The organism is Mesorhizobium maamorense (genome assembly GCF_044998965.1).
In the GTDB taxonomy this organism is placed as follows: Bacteria; Pseudomonadota; Alphaproteobacteria; order Rhizobiales; family Rhizobiaceae; genus Mesorhizobium.
In genome coordinates, this window is the sequence record NZ_CP173356.1 from 4,441,684 (window position 1) to 4,458,391 (window position 16,708).

Genomic DNA, 16,708 nt, shown 5'->3' on the forward strand with positions numbered 1-16,708 from the left:
TCTCGCACCGCCTTCATAGCTTTCACTTGTAAACTTAGCAACCAAAAAACTTAGTTGCTATGTTCGGGAAAACCGTGCTAGTGAGCTCGGAAAGGATTCCGAATGCCCCTGGACGAAGCACGCAAGCCGATTTTCTCCGCGAAACTCGCGAGCCCTTCCCGCCTCGCGGACGGCGTCTCGGATGCGATCGCCGCGGCGTTGTTCGACGGACGCATCGCGCCTGGCGAAGCGCTGCCGCCGGAAGGCGAGATCGCCCGGGAATTCGGCGTCTCCAAGCCCATCGCACGCGAGGCGCTGCGCCAGTTGACCAGCGCCGGCCTCGTTTCGACGCAGCAAGGAAAAGTTGCCCGCGCCAAGGCACTCAGCGGCGAGCCGATGGAGCGCATCTACGCCTATGCGGTCCGTTCGAGCCTGACGCGGCTTCAGGAAGCCAACGAGATGCGCCGCGTCATCGAGGTTGGCATAGCCAGGCTGGCCGCCGAGCGCCGCGATCCGCGCGGCTTGGAAATGATGCGCCAGGCCGTGCTCGACATGCACGCCGGCATCGGCAGGCCCGGCGATTTCACGCAAGCCGACATTCTGTTCCACCTCGGCCTCGCGACGGCCACGGGCAACTCCATGATCCGTATTCAGATGGAAGGGATGCGGTCTGTCCAACGCGAGGTTTCTGAACTGTTCTCCCAGCGCTCCAACCGCACGGAAACGGATTGGCGGGCGACCGTCGAACGGCACCAGGCGATCTACGACGCGATCATGGCGGGCGACACCGATCTCGCGGACCGGCGCATTCACGAGCATTTCGACGCGGCCGACATCGCCTCGTTCGAGGTGGCCGGCAAGCTCGGGGAGCCGTCGCCGTGAGCAAGGACCGTTTTTCCCTTGCCGGACGGCGGGCGCTGGTGACCGGCGCCAGCTCCGGCATCGGGCGCGCGGTTGCGATCGCCCTGGCGCAGCATGGCGCCAGCGTCGCGCTGCATCACTTCGGTGACGCCGCCGGCGCGCGCGAAACAGCTGCCGCTATCGGCCCGGGCATCGCGGTTCTCGAGGCCGATTTCACCGATAGCAAGTCAATGTCGGCCTTTACCGATGAAGCCGCCGGCGCCGGGCCCATCGACATCCTCGTCTCGAACGGCGCGATCGAGCGGCGCCGTGCATGGAGCGAGATCGACGAAGCGCATATCCAGGCCCATGTGGCGGCAAACTTCACGGCCCTGCTTACCCTGGCCACGCGGCTCGTTCCCGCCATGGCCAAGCGCGGATGGGGACGCGTGGTCGCGACCGGCAGCGTGATGGCGAGGCGTCCGCGGGCGGAAACGATCGTCTATGCTTCGCTGAAGGCGGCGCAACTTACGGCGGTGCGCGCCATGGCACGCGAGGTTGCGCCGCATGGCGTCACCATGAATGTGGTATCGCCCGGCGCGATCGAGACGGAGGCAACCGCCGAGCGCTACCGGGACGCAGCCTTCCGCCAAGCGGTCGCGGCGAAGATTCCCGCCGGCCGCCACGGCCAGGCCGACGACCTCGTCGGCGCCTTCGTTTTTCTGTGCAGCGACGCCGCCCGCTACGTCACCGGGGCTGACCTGCCCGTCGACGGCGGCTGGACGATCGGCGACGCGCCCGGCGCGCTGCCGGGGACAACAGCATGACAAGTCGCCGCCGCCTGCCGGCCCGTTCGTTGCTCGCCCGCAGTTGTTGATTGGACCATCGGCGTTTCGGGAGGAAACCATGAAGACCGCAATCAAACTTGCACTGTCGACCTTGGCGCTGTGCGCCCTGTCGGCGCACTCGCTGGCCCAGGAACTCCGAGTGACCGTGTGGACGGGCAGCGAGGCCCACCTTAAGATGCTGAACGGCATCGCCCAGGGCTTCATAGCCAAGCATCCGGGCGTCACGGTGAAATTCGAGACCGTTCCGGTCGCCGACTACACGCAGAAGCTCACTTTCCAGATCGCCGGGGGCAACGCCCCCGACATCGCCTGGATGATGGAGGATGCCGCACCCGCCTTCGAGAACGCCGGGCTGCTGATGGACATCGGCCCGACGCTCAAGGCGACCGAGGGATACAATTTCGACGATTTCTCCCAGCCCGCCATGGCGCTCTGGCAGAAGGACGGCAAGGTCTACGGCGTGCCCTTCTCCACCTCGCCTTTCCTGATCTACTACAACAAGGACATGTTCGACAAAGCAGGTGTCGAAGATCCCAACCAGCTCGCCGCGAAGGGCGAGTGGAACATGCAGAAATTCCAGGAGGTCGCCAAGAAGATCACCGAGGCCAATCCCGGCAAATGGGGCTTCGAATTCAAGGATGGCGAAGGTTACGCATCGCGTATGACGCACGCCTTGCTGCCGCCCGTGCGCGCTTACGGCGGCGATCTGTGGGCCGACGGCCAGTGCGGCCTCGACAAGCCTGAAGCGGTGGCTGCCATCAAGCAGCTCCATGATATGGTGTTCAAGGACAGGTCGATCGTGCCGCCGGGAGAGCAGGGCGACTACTTCTCCGGCAATTCGGCGATGACCGTGAATCAGATCTCGCGAGCCTCGAAGATGCCCGAGGCAGGCTTCAAATGGGGCATCGCCCCCTTGCCTTCGGGACCCGCCGGCGAAGCTCCGGTCATCGGCCAGGCCGCGCTGACAGTCTTTGCGTCCGGCAAGAACAAGGAGCTTGCCGCGCAACTGGTGGCCGACATGACCAGCAAGGACAATGTGGCTGTCATGGCCCAGTTCTTTCCGCCGGCCCGCAAGAGCGTCCTGGAGAGCGACGCCTTCGTCAACTCCAACAAGCTGATCCCGCCCGAGCAGATGAAAAGCGTCGCCGCAGCGATCGTCAACGGCCGCGTTCACCCTTCGCATGAGCATGTGCCGCAGATATTCGCCGCGATGGCGCCGCGCGTCGACGCGCTGTGGCGGGCCGACGCCAATGTCGAAGAGGCGCTGAAGGGCGTCTGCGCCGCCATTCAGCCATTGCTCTGACAGGATTTCGGTTCATGGCCGGCATGGCATCCCGGGACAATGCGGCGCGCCCTGCCAGCGCGCCGTGGCTGAGCTTGAAGGCCAGGGAGATGCTGGAGGCATGGCTGTTCGTCAGCCCGACCTTGATCGGCTTCCTGGTCTTCTTCCTTGGGCCGCTGGTCGCCATCTTCTATTATTCGACGACCGAGTGGAACCTGCTCAGCCAGCAGGCGACCTTCGTCGGGCTTCGCAATTTCCAGAATGCGCTGCTGGAGAACCCCGACTTCTGGCATGTCGTGCGCAATTCCGTGATCTTCGCGCTGGGGCTCGTTCCCCTGAACATGGCGCTGGCGCTCTCCCTCGCGCTGGCGCTTTCGCGGCCGTTCTTCGGTGTCGTCTTCTTTCGCACGGTCTTCTTCGCGCCGGTGGTCACATCGGCAATCGCCTGGGCCATCGTCTGGAAATTCATGCTGCAGGGCGAAGGCGGCGCCGTGAACCAGATGCTCGCCTGGATCGGCATCGATGGCCCGAATTGGTTGCGCGAGCCCAACTGGGCGATGGCGGCCGTCATCGTCACCCGAGTCATCAAGATGGTCGGCCTCAACATGATCCTCTACATCGCCGCGCTCCAATCGATACCGCGCGACTACGAGGAGGCAGCGGCGCTGGAAGGCGCCTCGCGCTGGCAGGTCTTTCGCATGATCACCTGGCCGCTGCTCGCGCCGACGACGCTGGTCATCATGGTTCTGACGACGATCGGCTCGTTCAAGGTGTTCGACCACATCTACCAGATGACCGGCGGCGGCCCGGAAAACGGCACCCTGGTGCTGGCCTTCTACATCTATCAGCAAGGCTTCAAATTCTTCAACGTCGGCTACGCGGCCGCGCTGGCCCTGATCATGTTCGTCATCGTGATGGCGCTCACCCTCGTGCAGGTGATGTTGCGGCGGAAGGAGATGGAGTGACCCAGCGCCGGACCGAGATTCTCTATCGCATCTGCTGGACCATGGCGCTGCTACTTTTGGCCGTGCCCTTCGTGTTCCCGTTCCTGTGGATGATTTCCGGCGGCTTCAAGAGCACCACCGAAATCTTCGGCGCGCCGACCTTGATTCCCCGCGTCTGGCGCTTCGAGAACTTCGCGGAAGTGTTCACCTATCAGCCCTTCGCGCGGCAGTATTTAAACTCGCTCTACATCGCCGCGACGGTGACGGTGCTGACCCTGTCCATCGCCTCGCTCGCGGGCTACGCGCTGGCGCGCATCCGCTTTGCCGGCGCCGGGCTGTTGATGCTGTTCCTGGTGATGGCGCTGATGGTGCCGGAAGAGGTCACCATCATCCCTAACTTCTTCCTGATCCGCGCCATGGGCCTGATCGACACGCACTGGCCGCTCATCCTTCTGCCGGTCTTCGGCCCGCAGGGCGTGGTGGCGACCTTCCTGATGCGTCAGTTCTTCCTCGCGCTGCCCAGGGAACTCGAAGAAGCCGGCAAGATGGATGGCCTGTCGCGGTTCGGCGTCTGGTTGAAGATCGCCCTGCCCATGGCGCGGCCGGCGCTCGCCGCGGTTGCGATCATCACCTTCCTGCATTCGTGGAACCTCTTCCTCGAGCCGCTGATCTTCCTCAGTTCGCTCGAAAAATTCACGCTTCCGCTGGCGCTGTCCAACTTCAACGACAGCTACGGCCTGCCCTTGTGGAATCTGCAATTGGCGGCGACCAGCCTGGCCGTGGTTCCCATCCTCATCATCTATCTGATCGCCCAGCGCCAGATCATCGAGAGCTTCGCCCTCTCCGGCGTCAAGGGATAAGGGGGAGTCATGACAAAGCTTCTGCTCAAGGACATCCGCAAGCGGTTCGGAACGGTCGAGGTCATCCGTGGCGTCGATCTCGAGATCGAGGATGGCGAGTTCGTGGTCTTCGTCGGCCCGTCGGGATGCGGGAAGTCGACGCTCTTGCGGCTGATCTCCGGCCTCGAGCATCTCAGCGAGGGCGAACTCCACATTGGCGGCCGTCTGGTCAATGAGGTTCCGGCGGCCAGGCGCGGCGTGGCCATGGTGTTCCAGTCCTACGCGCTCTACCCTCACCTGACCGTCCGCGACAATATGGGCTTCGGCCTCAAGGTCCGCAAAGTGCCGGCCGGCGAGCGAGCCCGGCGCGTCTCGGAGGCCGCCGCGACGCTGAAGCTCGAGCCGTTGCTCGACCGTTTCCCGCGTCAGCTGTCGGGCGGGCAGCGCCAGCGCGTGGCCATCGGCCGCGCCATCGTCGCCAATCCCGACGTCTTCCTTTTCGACGAACCGCTTTCGAACCTCGACGCCGAACTGCGTGTGCACATGCGCTCCGAGATCGCCGCGCTCCACCAGCGCCTGTCGACGACGATGATCTACGTGACCCACGATCAGATCGAGGCCATGACGCTTGCCGACAAGATCGTGGTGTTGCGCGACGGAAGGATCGAACAGGTCGGCTCGCCGCGCGAGCTCTACGACAGCCCCCGAACCATTTTCGTCGCCCAGTTCATCGGCAGCCCGAAGATGAACATCCTGCCGCTCGCCGATGGACGGCCAATCACCCACGGGGCGTCCGTGCCCGCGACGGCCGTCTCGGTCGGCGTTCGGCCCGAGCACCTGTCGCTGGCCCACCCCTCGTCCGCCACGCTGCGCGGTAAGGTAAAGCTTGCCGAATACACTGGCGCCGTCACGCTCATCCACGTGGAATTGAACGCGGGCCAGACATGCCTTGTCATCCACAATCAGGGGACGGCGCCCGAGATTGGCGCCGAGATCGGCCTGAACGCAGCCCCCGCGCACCTGCATTTCTTCGACGGCGAAGGGCGCGCGGTCTGACGCGATCATGAATGGCCGCCAGCGCGTAGCCGGCGTGCGGACGCGATAACCCGCGGAAGCATGGGAACGCGGCGAATGACCGGCCGCATTGCCTTCTGTATCCGCTCGCTGGATAGTTCCGGCCATGCTGCAGAGCCTGGCGACTCACTGGCCTCAAATCCTGGCGATCATCTCGGTGGTGATCGCGAGCGTTGGCATTGCCCATGCCGTCATGACCAAGGAGGACGTCCGGGCCGCCACCGGCTGGGTCGGCGTGATGGTGCTGTCGCCGATCCTGGGGGTGCTGATCTATGCCGTGGCCGGCATCAACCGCATCCGTCGCGCCTCGATCAGCGCACAGCGCTCGCTTGCCGGCGATCTGGCGTCCGCCAGGCACGACCGCGACATTGCCGCCGAGGAGGCCCTGATCATCGAACGATACGGGCCGCGCTTCATCGGCCTCAGGACGCTGGGCGACAGGGTCGCGCGGCGCGCGCTTCATCCGGGAAACGCCATCACGGTCCTGGAAACAGGCGACGAAGCCTACACCGCGATGTGTGCGGCCATCGACGGCGCCGAACGCAGCGTCCTGCTCGAAACCTATATTTTCGACAATGACCCAGTCGGCCTGCTCTTCGTGAAATCCCTTGCCCGGGCGGTCCGCCGCGGCGTCAGCGTGCGTGTGTTGATCGACGCCGTAGGCGCCCGCTATTCCGTGCCCAGCATATTGGGCCACCTGCGCGGCGCCGACATCACCGCCGGGCTCTTCAACGGCAACATCGTCATGGGCCTGCACCTGCCCTATGCCAATCTGAGGACCCACCGGAAAATCCTGGTGGTCGACGGCACGGTTGCCTTTACCGGCGGCATGAACATTCGCAAGGGTTTTTCCGCCGAGTTTGCCGGTTCCAACAGTTCCAGGGACACGCATTTTCGCGTGACCGGTCCAGTGGTAGCCGACCTCTTTTCGGTTGCCGCCGAAGATTGGCGCTTCGCCAGCAACGAGGCGCTGAAGGGCGATGCCTGGCGAATTGCCCCGCTGTCGCCGGCGCCCGCCACGCCCATGTTGGTGCGGGCCGTTGCGTCCGGCCCGGACGCCAGCGTCGAGACCAATCACAAGCTGCTGATCGGCGCCTTCTCCGTCGCGCGCAAATCGATCCGCCTCATGTCGCCCTATTTCCTGCCGGACCGCGAACTGATCAGCGCCCTGACGACCGCGGCAAGACGCGGTGTCGAAATCGATATCGTGGTGCCGGCGGTGAACAATCTTTTCCTTGTCGACCGTGCGATGACGGCGCAATTCGACCAGGTTCTGAAGCACTATTGCCGCGTCTGGCGCACGGAAGGACCTTTCGACCATTCGAAGCTGCTTTCGATCGATGGCGCATGGGCCTATGTCGGGTCTTCCAACCTGGACGCCAGGTCGCTACGGCTCAATTTCGAGATCGACCTGGAGGTACTCGACGCCGGCTTCGCCAGCGAGGTCGAAAAGCGGATCGCGGCGGCGATCGAGACGGCCGTCCCTGTCACACTGGAAGCATTGCGGGCGCGGCCATTCGTCATCCGTCTGTTCGATCGCATCCTGTGGCTGGGCTCGCCCTATCTTTAACAAAAGGACGTGTTTGCCAGATAGCTTGAAATCGATGATGGAACAGATGCCGAAAGGTTCTATTTTTTGAGGTGCATGGTGCAAGCAGCAGGAATGGCGGGCAAACGATGCGGGTGAACGGGCGCAGCCTGCCGGCAAGCATGCTTTTGTCCATTCGCGACAAGCGGATGCGGAAGGCCAATGCCACGTCGACGAACAAGGCGGACGCCACCGGAACGCTGGTCGCCTCCTACAATGTCCACAAATGCATCGGCGTCGACCGCAAGTTCGATCCCGACCGCACCAGCCGCGTCATCCGCGAGATCGACCCGGATGTCATCGCCCTGCAGGAAGCGGACAATCGTTTCGGCGATCGGACCGGACTTCTCGACCTGTCCCGGCTCGAACTGGAAACCGGCCTGGTGCCGGTACCGATTTCGGCGACCGGCAAGGGCCATGGCTGGCACGGCAACGTCTTGCTATTCAAAAAGGGCGTCGTGCGCGACGTGCATCAGATCAGGCTTCCCGGGCTGGAACCGCGTGGCGCTCTGGTGGCGGAAATCGACCTCGACGGAAGCCAGTCCCTGCGCGTCATCGCGGCGCATTTGGGCCTGCTGCGCCGTTCGCGGTCGCAGCAGGCACAGGTCGTCCTGGATATCATGAACAGCCCCGACGAGAAGCCGACGCTGCTGCTCGGCGACCTCAACGAATGGCGCCTCGGAAACCGCTCCGCGCTGAACACGCTGCATCTGACGTTTGGACCGTTGCCTCCGGCTGTTCCCACCTTCCCCTCGAACCTGCCCCTGCTGGCGCTCGACCGCATCATGGCCAACCGGCACGGAATGATCGCGGCCGTCGAAGCGCATGACACGCCGTTGTCGCGGGTCGCCTCCGACCATCTGCCGCTGACCGCCTTTGTCCGCCTGTAGCCACGCGCCGATAACGCCTTGATGTCGACCGCGTTGGAAAGCGTGTAGGGCGGTATCGGAACGGCGGCTCCTTTTGCGAGTTGATATGGCTTGGACAACAGGAGGACGAGACATGAGAAGCTTTTTCCTGGCCTCGATGATGGCGTTGGCCGCTTCGGCTTCCGTCATTGCGCCGACGCAGGCCGCGAGCGTCACCATCCAGTCCGGCGACGAGCCCCAGTATTCGCCCGACGACGACTATGACAATGGCGAGGTCGTCGTGCGCCGCCATCACGATCGCCAGCGTTATATCGACAATCGCTATAACGACGACGAGGACAGCGATGTTCGTTACAGCGACCGCGAATACCGCCGCTACCATCGTCACCACCGCTGCCACATCGAGTTGGTGAAACACTGGCGCCACCATCACAGGATGATCGAAGAGGTTCGTGTCTGCACCTGACCCGAGGATCGCTGAAGTGCATCTGCGTGGCCTGATTGCAATGCGGTAAGCTGCGGCCACGCCCCTTCCGCTGCACCGGTTATGCCGCATTGCACAATTCCGCGACCTTGCCCACAATGCGGGGCATGGTCCTATCCTCCCTAGCCGTCCTGGTGATCGACGAAAACCGTATCCGCGCCTCGATCATCGAGGCGGGACTGCGCGAGGCCGGCCATCAGCGGGTGACCGTCGTCCATGACGTGGCGGGCATTGCGCGCCGCATCGCCGAGATCCAACCCGACGTGATTGTCATCGACCTCGAAAACCCCAACCGCGACATGCTGGAGAACATGTTCCAGCTGTCGCGCGCGGTGAAGCGCCCGATCGCCATGTTCGTCGACCGTTCCGACCAGGCCTCTATCGAGGCCGCGGTCGATGCCGGCGTGTCCGCCTATGTCGTCGATGGCCTCAGGCAGGAACGCGTGAAACCGATCCTCGACATGGCCGTCAGCCGCTTCAACGCCTTTTCGCGCATGGCACGCGAACTGGAGGAAGCGCGCAGCGAACTCGAGAACCGCAAGGTCATCGACCGCGCCAAGGGGATATTGATGAAATCGCGGGGTCTGAGCGAAGACGCGGCCTACACGCTGCTGCGCAAGACGGCGATGAACCAGAACCGCAAGATCAGCGACATCGCCCATAGCCTGGTGACGACAGCCGGGCTGCTCGGGCCGCTGGAGGATGAATGAGCATGACAGCTGCGCATCAGATCACCGCCGGCTTCATGCCCCTGTTCGACAGCGCCGTGCTGGTCGCGGCCGGCGAAATGGGCTTTGCCGCGCGCGAAGGCGTCGATCTCGTCCTCCACCGCGAGACCTCCTGGGCCAACATCCGGGACCGCATCGCCATAGGCCATTTCGACCTTGCCCATATGCTTGGGCCGATGCCGCTCGCCTGCAACCTCGGGCTCACGCCGCTGGCATCCGAGACGATCGTGCCCTTTTCGCTCGGCCTCGGCGGCAATTGCGTCACCATCTCCAACGCCGTCTGGGAAGGCATGGCGGCGCATGGCGCCGTATCGGATCTCGATCCGGCCCGCGCCGGCGCGGCGCTCGGCGCGTTTATCCGCGAACGCGCGGCGGCCGGCCGCGACCCGCTGCGCTTTGCCGTCGTGCATCCGCATTCCGGGCACAATTACGAACTGCGCTATTGGCTCGCCGCCTGCGGCATCGACCCCGACGGTGAGATCGAGATCGTCATCGTGCCGCCGCCCTTCATGGCCGACGCGCTGGCCGCCGGCCGCATCGACGGCTATTGCGTCGGCGAGCCCTGGAACAGCGCCTCCGTCTCGGCCGGCACCGGCCATATCGTCACCGTCAAGGCGCTGCTGTGGCGCAACAGCCCCGAAAAGGTAATCGGCGCGCGCAAGGCTTGGGCCGAAGCGCAGCCGGAGGCGCTGGCGGCGCTGCTCAGGGCATTGCACCACTCCGCCCGCTGGTGCCAGGACCCGGCCAATCGAGGCGAACTGGCGGCATTGATGGCGCAGCCCGGCTTCCTTGGCCAGTCCACCGAGATCCAGATGCCGGTCCTGACCGGACATCTCCGCCTCGGCAGCGCCGCCGAGCGGAACGTCGAGGACTTCTTCGTTCCGTTCGACAAGGCGGCGAACTTTCCCTGGAAGAGCCATGCGCTGTGGTTCTACACCCAGATGGTGCGCTGGGGCGATATCGCGCACACGCCTGAAAACCTCGCCGTCGCCCGCGACTGCTACCGGCCCGACCTCTATCGGGCGGCGCTGAAGCCGCTCGGCGTAGCGCTGCCGGGCGCCAATGCCAAGGTCGAGGGGGCGTTGAAGATCGCAACGCCCGTCGGCTCGGCCGGGGCAAGCCTGGTGCTCGGCCCCGACGGTTTCTTCGACGGCCGCATCTTCGATCCGGACCAGATCGACGCTTATATCGGGGCGCAGCGGCCAGGGTGATCATTTCCGCGCCATTCTTGTGCATTGCACAAAATTTATGCGGACTGATCGCGTAGCTGACCAATGTTTGGCCTTGTCACCTGGTGGCCGGATCTGCCCGTGAATCGGCTATTCAGCTGAATTCATTCGAAATTCCTTTCTAAGGCGAGACTGGCACGGTTCCTGCATTGAAATAACCGGACCCTTAGCGGGTCACGGAACAGGCGTCCAATGGCGGGCGCCCACAGGCAAAGCTGCCGCTCAGGTCAAGACGCGATCCGGATTCCCGGACGCGAAGACCTGGCCGGCGGCTTTTTTGTTTTCCCGTTCAACCGGAGACGATGATGAAGAAGACGATGAAGAAATGGCTCGGCACCGGTACATCGCTCGGTGATGTGACGCGCCGCGATTTCCTGATCAGCAGCGCCATGACGGCAGGCTTGTTCGTGGCCGCCCGCAAGCTCTTCCCCTCCGGCGCCTATGCCGCCACCTCCGCTCCCGAAGTCACCGGCGCCAAGCTCGGCTTCATCGCGCTGACCGATGCCGCGCCGCTGATGGTCGCCAAGGAAAAGGGCCTGTTCGCCAAATTCGGCATGCCCGATGTCGAAGTGCTCAAGCAGGCTTCCTGGGGCGCGACGCGCGACAATCTGATGCTCGGCGGTGCCGCCAACGGCATCGATGGCGCCCATATCCTGACGCCCATGCCCTATCTGATGCACACCGGCAAGGTGACGCAGAACAACCAGCCGCTGCCGATGGCGATCGTGGCGCGGCTCAACTACGACTGCCAAGGCATTTCGGTCGCGCAGGAATATGCCGTCACCGGCGTCGGCCTCGACGCGTCGAAGCTGAAGGAGGCCTTCGCCGCCAAGAAGGCTGCCGGCAAGGAGGTCAAGGCCGCCATGACCTTCCCGGGCGGCACGCATGATCTATGGCTGCGCTACTGGCTTGCCGCCGGCGGCATCGATCCCGACAAGGACGTCTCGACCATCGTCGTGCCGCCGCCGCAGATGGTGGCCAACATGAAGGTCGGCAACATGGACGTGTTCTGCGTCGGCGAGCCGTGGAACGAGCAGCTCGTCCATCAGGGCGTCGGCTTCACCGCCGCCACCACGGGCGAATTGTGGAAGGGGCATCCCGAAAAGGCGCTCGGCCTGCGCGCCGAATTCATCGACAAATATCCGAATGCCACCAAGGCGATCCTGATGGCGGTCATGGAAGCCCAGCAATGGTGTGAGGCCGCGGAAAACAAGGATGAGATGGCCGCCATCATCGGCAAGCGGCAATGGATGAACGTGCCTGCCGCCGACATCATCGGCCGCCTCAAGGGCGACATCAATTACGGCAACGGTCGTGTCGCCACCGGCACCGATCTCTACATGAAATTCTGGAAGGGCGGCGTCTCGTACCCGTTCAAGAGCCATGATTCCTGGTTCCTTGCCGAGAACATACGCTGGGGCAAGTTCGCGCCGACCACCGACATCAAGGCGCTGGTCGACCAGGTCAACCGCGAGGATCTGTGGCGCGAGGCGGCCAAGGACCTCGGCGTGGCGGCCGCCGACATTCCGGCGTCCTCCTCGCGCGGCGTCGAGACCTTCTTCGACGGCAAGGTCTTCGATCCGGCCAATCCGTCCGCCTATCTCGACAGCCTGAAGATCAAGGTCGCGGCGTAGGCGCTAAGGCCGCCTCCAGTGCAATGGCGCGGAGCGCGGTTGTCGCTCACCAAGACCCGCCCAAGGAGTTTTTCCCAGACATGTCGATCCAGACTATCGAGGACAGCAAGGTGAAGGCGTTCCCCGCCAAGTCGGCCGAAATCATCACCTTCACCACCAACGCGCGGCGGCGCTTCGATCCGCTCGCGATCGTCGGCAGGCTGGCCAGCACGCTGGTGCCGCCGGCCATCGTCATCGCGCTCATGCTGGTCGTCTGGCAGACCGCCTGCTCGTCGCCCACATCGAGCCTGCCGCCGCCCAGCCAGGTGTGGAACGAGGCCTACGACCTGATCGCGCATCCGTTCTTCGACAACGGCCCGCAGGACATCGGGCTCGCCTGGCGGGTGCTGATCTCGCTGCAGCGCGTCGCCATCGGCTTTGGCCTGGCGGCGATCGTCGGCGTCGCGCTCGGCGCGCTGGTCGGCCAGTCGATCTGGGCCATGCGCGGCCTCGATCCTGTGTTCCAGATCCTGCGCACCGTGCCGCCGTTGGCCTGGCTGCCGCTCTCACTGGCGGCGTTCCGCGATTCCAGCCCATCGGCGCTGTTCGTCATCTTCATCACCTCCATCTGGCCGATCATCATCAACACCGCCGTGGGCGTTCGCAACATCCCGCAGGACTATCGCAACGTCGCGCGCATCCTGCGGCTCAACCAGTTCGAATTCTTCGTCAAGATCATGGTGCCGGCGGCCGCGCCCTACATCTTTACCGGCCTGAGAATCGGCATCGGCCTGTCCTGGCTCGCCATCGTCGCCGCCGAAATGCTGACCGGCGGCGTCGGCATCGGCTTCTTCATCTGGGACGCTTGGAACTCGTCGCGGCTGCCCGACATCATCGTCGCGCTCGCCTATATCGGCGTCACCGGCTTCTGCCTCGACCGCATGGTCGCGGCGGTCGGCGCCTTCGTCACCCGCGGCACAACGGCAAAGTGAGGGGACGCTGATGCACGCCTATCTGAAGCTCGACCATATCGACAAATCCTTCGCCCGCGGCGGCCAGATCAGCGAGGTCCTGAGAGACATCAGGCTGACCATCGATAAGGGCGAATTCGTCTCCATCATCGGCCATTCCGGTTGCGGCAAGTCAACCTTGCTGAACCTGATCGCCGGCCTGACCACAGTGTCCGCCGGCGCCGTGCTGCTCGAGGACAAGGAGGTCGACAGCCCCGGTCCCGAACGCGCCGTGGTGTTCCAGAACCACTCGCTGCTGCCTTGGCTCACCGTCTACGAGAACATCAACCTGGCGGTGTCGAAAGTCTTCGGCCGTTCGAAGAGCAAGGCCGAGCGGCATGACTGGATTATGCGCAATCTCGACCTCGTGCAGATGGCGCACGCCAGGGACAAGCGGCCCGCCGAGATCTCTGGGGGCATGAAGCAGCGCGTCGGCATTGCGCGCGCGCTCGCCATGGAGCCGAAGATCCTGCTGCTCGACGAGCCGTTCGGCGCGCTCGACGCGCTGACCCGCGCTCACCTTCAGGACGCGGTGATGGACATCCACGCCAGACTGGGCTCGACGACGATCATGATCACCCATGATGTCGACGAGGCGGTGCTGCTCTCCGACCGCATCGTTATGATGACCAACGGCCCGGCGGCGACCATCGGCGAGGTGCTTCCCGTGCCGCTGGCGCGGCCGCGTAGGCGCATCGAGCTCTCTTCCGACCGCACCTTCCTGCGCTGCCGCGAGGCAGTGCTGAAATTCCTCTACGAACGCCACCGCTTCGTCGAAGCCGCGGAGTAACGCCATGACCGAAAAACTCGTCATCATCGGCAACGGCATGGCCCCAGGGCGCATGCTGGAGCATCTGCTGGACCAGGCGCCTGGCCGTTTCAAGGTCACCATCTTCAACGCCGAGCCAAGGGTCAACTACGACCGCATCATGCTGTCGCCGGTTCTCTCGGGCGAAAAAGCCTATGAGGAAATCATCATTCATGGCGACGGTTGGTACATCGCCAACAACATCACCCTCTACAAGGGCCACAAGATCGTCGCCATCGACCGCGCCGCCAAGACCGTCACCTCGGACCACGGCGTCACCGAGCCCTACGACAAGCTCGTCATCGCCACCGGCTCGGTGCCGTTCATCATCCCGGTGCCCGGCCACAACCTGCCCGGCGTTCTCACCTATCGCGACCTCGACGACGTCCAGGCGATGATGCTCGCGGCCCAGTCCCGCGCCAAGGCTGTGGTCATCGGCGGCGGACTGCTCGGACTGGAAGCAGCAGCGGGCCTCAACGCGCAAGGCATGGACGTCACCGTGCTGCATGTCATGCCGACGCTGATGGAGCGCCAACTCGATCCGGCCGCCGGTTATCTCCTGCAGCGCGCCGTCGAACAGCGCGGCATCAAGGTTGTCACCAAGGCCAATACAAAGGCGATCACGGGCAACGGCAAGGTCGAGCAGGTCGAACTCGTCGACGGCACCGTCATCCCCGCGACGCTGGTGGTGATGGCCGTCGGTATCCGGCCGAACGCAGCGCTGGCGAAGGAGGCGGGCATCGCCGTCAACAGAGGCATCGTCGTCGATGCCGGCATGCGCAGCAACGACCCGGACATCTACGCGCTCGGCGAATGCGCCGAGGTCAACGGCCAGATCTATGGGCTGGTCGCCCCCCTATACGAGATGGCCCGCGTCGCCGCCCGCCAGCTCGCCGGCGACGAGGCGGCCGGTTTTGTCCACATGGACACGCCGACCAAGCTCAAGGTCACCGGCATCGACCTGTTCTCGCTCGGCGACTTCGCAGAGGGCGAGGACCGCCAGGAGATCGTGCTGCGCGACGCGGCGGCCGGCGTCTACAAGCGCCTCGTGCTCAAGGACGACCGCATCATCGGCACCGTGCTCTACGGCGAGACCGCGGACGGCGCCTGGTTCAACGACCTCAAGAAGAAGCAAACAGACATATCGCAAATGCGCGATACGTTGATCTTCGGCCAGTCCTACCAGGGGGTGCCCCACTGGACCCTATGGCGGCCGTTGCAGCCTTGCCGGATGATGCGGAAATCTGCGGCTGCAACGGCGTCTGCAAGGGCAAGATCACGGGCGCGATCGCGGCCAAGGGGCTGACTTCGCTCGACGACGTGCGCGCGCACACCAAGGCGTCGGCCTCCTGCGGCTCCTGCACCGGGCTGGTCGAAAAACTGATGGTGCTGACCATCGGCGACAAGTACAACCCGGCCGCCGTACAGCCCATGTGCTCCTGCACCACGCTCGGCCATGACGAGGTGCGCCGGCTGATCAAGGCCAAGGCGCTGAAGACCATTCCCGCGATCATGCAGGAACTGGAATGGAAAACCTCCTGCGGCTGCGCCAAATGCCGGCCGGCACTCAACTATTATCTCGTCTGCGACTGGCCGGACGAATACGCGGACGACTACCAGTCACGCTTCATCAACGAGCGCGTCCACGCCAACATCCAGAAGGACGGCACCTATTCGGTGGTGCCGCGCATGTGGGGCGGCGTCACCAATGCCGCCGAACTGCGCGCCATCGCCGATGTCGTGGATAAGTTCGATATCCCGATGGTCAAGGTCACCGGCGGCCAGCGCATCGACATGCTGGGCATCCGCAAGGAAGACCTGCCAGCGGTGTGGGCCGACCTCGGCCAGGCCGGCTTCGTCTCCGGCCACGCCTATGCCAAGGGTCTGCGCACGGTGAAGACCTGCGTCGGTTCCGACTGGTGCCGCTTCGGCACGCAGGATTCCACCGGTCTCGGCATCCGCATCGAGAAATTCATGTGGGGCTCGTGGACGCCGGCCAAGGTCAAGATGGCGGTTTCGGGTTGTCCGAGGAACTGCGCCGAGGCGACCTGCAAAGACGTCGGCGTCATCTGCGTCGACAGTGGCTACGAGATCCACTTCGCGGGTGCGGCAGGCCTCGACATCAAGGGCACCGAAGTGCTTGGCCTGGTCAAGACCGAGGACGAAGCGCTGGAGCATATCGTGGCGCTGACGCAGATGTACCGCGAGCAGGCCCGCTATCTCGAACGCATCTACAAATGGGCCAAGCGCGTCGGCATCGCCGAGATCAAGCGCCAGATCATGGACGATGGCGACAAGCGCAAGGCCTTCTACGACCGCTTCGTCTTTTCCCAGAAATTCGCCCAGGTCGATCCGTGGTCGGAACGCGTCTCCGGCAAGGACAAGCACGAATTCGGGCCAATGGCCTCGGTCGGATTCGCGGAGGCGGCGGAGTGATGGAGATGTTCGCGCGAGCCACCCTCTGTCCCGCCGGCCATCTCCCCCTCAAGGGGGAGATTGGATGCCACAACGGCCTTTGCCAATCGCCAACTTCGCAGAACGGACGCCATCAGCAAAACTGCCGATCTCCCCCT

At 64.2% G+C, this 16,708-nt stretch carries 14 protein-coding genes and 1 pseudogene; all 15 read left to right on the top strand.

All coding sequences use genetic code 11. The features are described 5' to 3' along the window. The first annotated feature begins 102 nt into the window (after nt 1-102). The 15 genes and pseudogenes from ACIU1A_RS22230 (at nt 103) to nirB (ending at nt 16,571) form a co-directional block, all read left to right on the top strand. Nucleotides 103-861, top strand: a complete 759-nt coding sequence (locus ACIU1A_RS22230; protein ID WP_140496166.1) for a FadR/GntR family transcriptional regulator — start codon at nt 103-105, stop codon at nt 859-861. Continuing rightward, nucleotides 858-1,646: an SDR family NAD(P)-dependent oxidoreductase gene (locus ACIU1A_RS22235; RefSeq protein WP_404925295.1), complete on the top strand. Its 789-nt coding sequence runs from the start codon at nt 858-860 to the stop codon at nt 1,644-1,646. Before ACIU1A_RS22230 ends, ACIU1A_RS22235 begins: the two co-directional genes overlap by 4 nt. A 79-nt stretch (nt 1,647-1,725) precedes the next feature. Next, nucleotides 1,726-2,970: an ABC transporter substrate-binding protein gene (locus ACIU1A_RS22240; protein ID WP_404925296.1), complete on the top strand. Its 1,245-nt coding sequence runs from the start codon at nt 1,726-1,728 to the stop codon at nt 2,968-2,970. A gap of 23 nt (nt 2,971-2,993) precedes the next feature. Further along, the gene (locus ACIU1A_RS22245; protein WP_140496454.1) at nt 2,994-3,914 is read left to right on the top strand and encodes a carbohydrate ABC transporter permease; all 921 of its coding nucleotides are present in this window, start codon (nt 2,994-2,996) and stop codon (nt 3,912-3,914) included. After that, the gene (locus tag ACIU1A_RS22250; RefSeq protein WP_140556658.1) at nt 3,911-4,753 is read left to right on the top strand and encodes a carbohydrate ABC transporter permease; all 843 of its coding nucleotides are present in this window, start codon (nt 3,911-3,913) and stop codon (nt 4,751-4,753) included. Before ACIU1A_RS22245 ends, ACIU1A_RS22250 begins: the two co-directional genes overlap by 4 nt. A gap of 9 nt (nt 4,754-4,762) precedes the next feature. Continuing rightward, the gene (locus ACIU1A_RS22255) at nt 4,763-5,788 is read left to right on the top strand and encodes an ABC transporter ATP-binding protein (RefSeq protein WP_404925297.1); all 1,026 of its coding nucleotides are present in this window, start codon (nt 4,763-4,765) and stop codon (nt 5,786-5,788) included. A 124-nt stretch (nt 5,789-5,912) separates the two neighbouring features. Next, entirely contained in the window at nt 5,913-7,376 is a 1,464-nt protein-coding gene (locus ACIU1A_RS22260) for a phospholipase D-like domain-containing protein (protein WP_404925298.1), read from the top strand. A gap of 107 nt (nt 7,377-7,483) precedes the next feature. Continuing rightward, nucleotides 7,484-8,284 (top strand): endonuclease/exonuclease/phosphatase family protein, encoded by an 801-nt coding sequence (locus tag ACIU1A_RS22265; protein ID WP_140513604.1) that lies wholly within the window; start codon nt 7,484-7,486, stop codon nt 8,282-8,284. Between the two features lie 112 nt (nt 8,285-8,396). Continuing rightward, nucleotides 8,397-8,729, top strand: coding sequence for a hypothetical protein (locus ACIU1A_RS22270; protein WP_404925299.1), 333 nt, complete (start codon nt 8,397-8,399; stop codon nt 8,727-8,729). A 125-nt stretch (nt 8,730-8,854) separates the two neighbouring features. After that, nucleotides 8,855-9,457 (top strand): ANTAR domain-containing response regulator, encoded by a 603-nt coding sequence (locus ACIU1A_RS22275; RefSeq protein ID WP_140513606.1) that lies wholly within the window; start codon nt 8,855-8,857, stop codon nt 9,455-9,457. Nucleotides 9,458-9,459: 2 nt separating this feature from the next. After that, on the top strand, nt 9,460-10,686 hold the full coding sequence (locus ACIU1A_RS22280; protein WP_181168328.1) for a CmpA/NrtA family ABC transporter substrate-binding protein: 1,227 nt from the start codon (nt 9,460-9,462) through the stop codon (nt 10,684-10,686). 335 nt (nt 10,687-11,021) lie between these two features. After that, nucleotides 11,022-12,338, top strand: coding sequence for a CmpA/NrtA family ABC transporter substrate-binding protein (locus tag ACIU1A_RS22285; protein ID WP_404927995.1), 1,317 nt, complete (start codon nt 11,022-11,024; stop codon nt 12,336-12,338). Nucleotides 12,339-12,418: 80 nt separating this feature from the next. Beyond that, nucleotides 12,419-13,309, top strand: a complete 891-nt coding sequence (ntrB, locus tag ACIU1A_RS22290) for a nitrate ABC transporter permease (RefSeq protein WP_404925300.1) — start codon at nt 12,419-12,421, stop codon at nt 13,307-13,309. Nucleotides 13,310-13,319: 10 nt separating this feature from the next. Next, entirely contained in the window at nt 13,320-14,117 is a 798-nt protein-coding gene (locus tag ACIU1A_RS22295; RefSeq protein WP_404925301.1) for an ABC transporter ATP-binding protein, read from the top strand. 4 nt (nt 14,118-14,121) lie between these two features. Then, nucleotides 14,122-16,571, top strand: a pseudogene (nirB, locus tag ACIU1A_RS22300) (nitrite reductase large subunit NirB). The last annotated feature ends 137 nt before the right edge of the window (nt 16,572-16,708 follow it).

Bases quoted from the DNA above. Each gene is read 5' to 3' on its own strand.
- ACIU1A_RS22230 (WP_140496166.1), top strand. From the start codon at position 103: ATGCCCCTGGACGAAGCACGCAAGCCGATTTTCTCCGCGAAACTCGCG.
- ACIU1A_RS22240 (WP_404925296.1), top strand. From the start codon at position 1,726: ATGAAGACCGCAATCAAACTTGCACTGTCGACCTTGGCGCTGTGCGCC.
- ACIU1A_RS22245 (WP_140496454.1), top strand. From the start codon at position 2,994: ATGGCATCCCGGGACAATGCGGCGCGCCCTGCCAGCGCGCCGTGGCTG.
- ACIU1A_RS22255 (WP_404925297.1), top strand. From the start codon at position 4,763: ATGACAAAGCTTCTGCTCAAGGACATCCGCAAGCGGTTCGGAACGGTC.
- ACIU1A_RS22260 (WP_404925298.1), top strand. From the start codon at position 5,913: ATGCTGCAGAGCCTGGCGACTCACTGGCCTCAAATCCTGGCGATCATC.
- ACIU1A_RS22265 (WP_140513604.1), top strand. From the start codon at position 7,484: ATGCGGGTGAACGGGCGCAGCCTGCCGGCAAGCATGCTTTTGTCCATT.
- ACIU1A_RS22270 (WP_404925299.1), top strand. From the start codon at position 8,397: ATGAGAAGCTTTTTCCTGGCCTCGATGATGGCGTTGGCCGCTTCGGCT.
- ACIU1A_RS22275 (WP_140513606.1), top strand. From the start codon at position 8,855: ATGGTCCTATCCTCCCTAGCCGTCCTGGTGATCGACGAAAACCGTATC.
- ACIU1A_RS22280 (WP_181168328.1), top strand. From the start codon at position 9,460: ATGACAGCTGCGCATCAGATCACCGCCGGCTTCATGCCCCTGTTCGAC.
- ACIU1A_RS22285 (WP_404927995.1), top strand. From the start codon at position 11,022: ATGAAGAAATGGCTCGGCACCGGTACATCGCTCGGTGATGTGACGCGC.
- ntrB (WP_404925300.1), top strand. From the start codon at position 12,419: ATGTCGATCCAGACTATCGAGGACAGCAAGGTGAAGGCGTTCCCCGCC.
- ACIU1A_RS22295 (WP_404925301.1), top strand. From the start codon at position 13,320: ATGCACGCCTATCTGAAGCTCGACCATATCGACAAATCCTTCGCCCGC.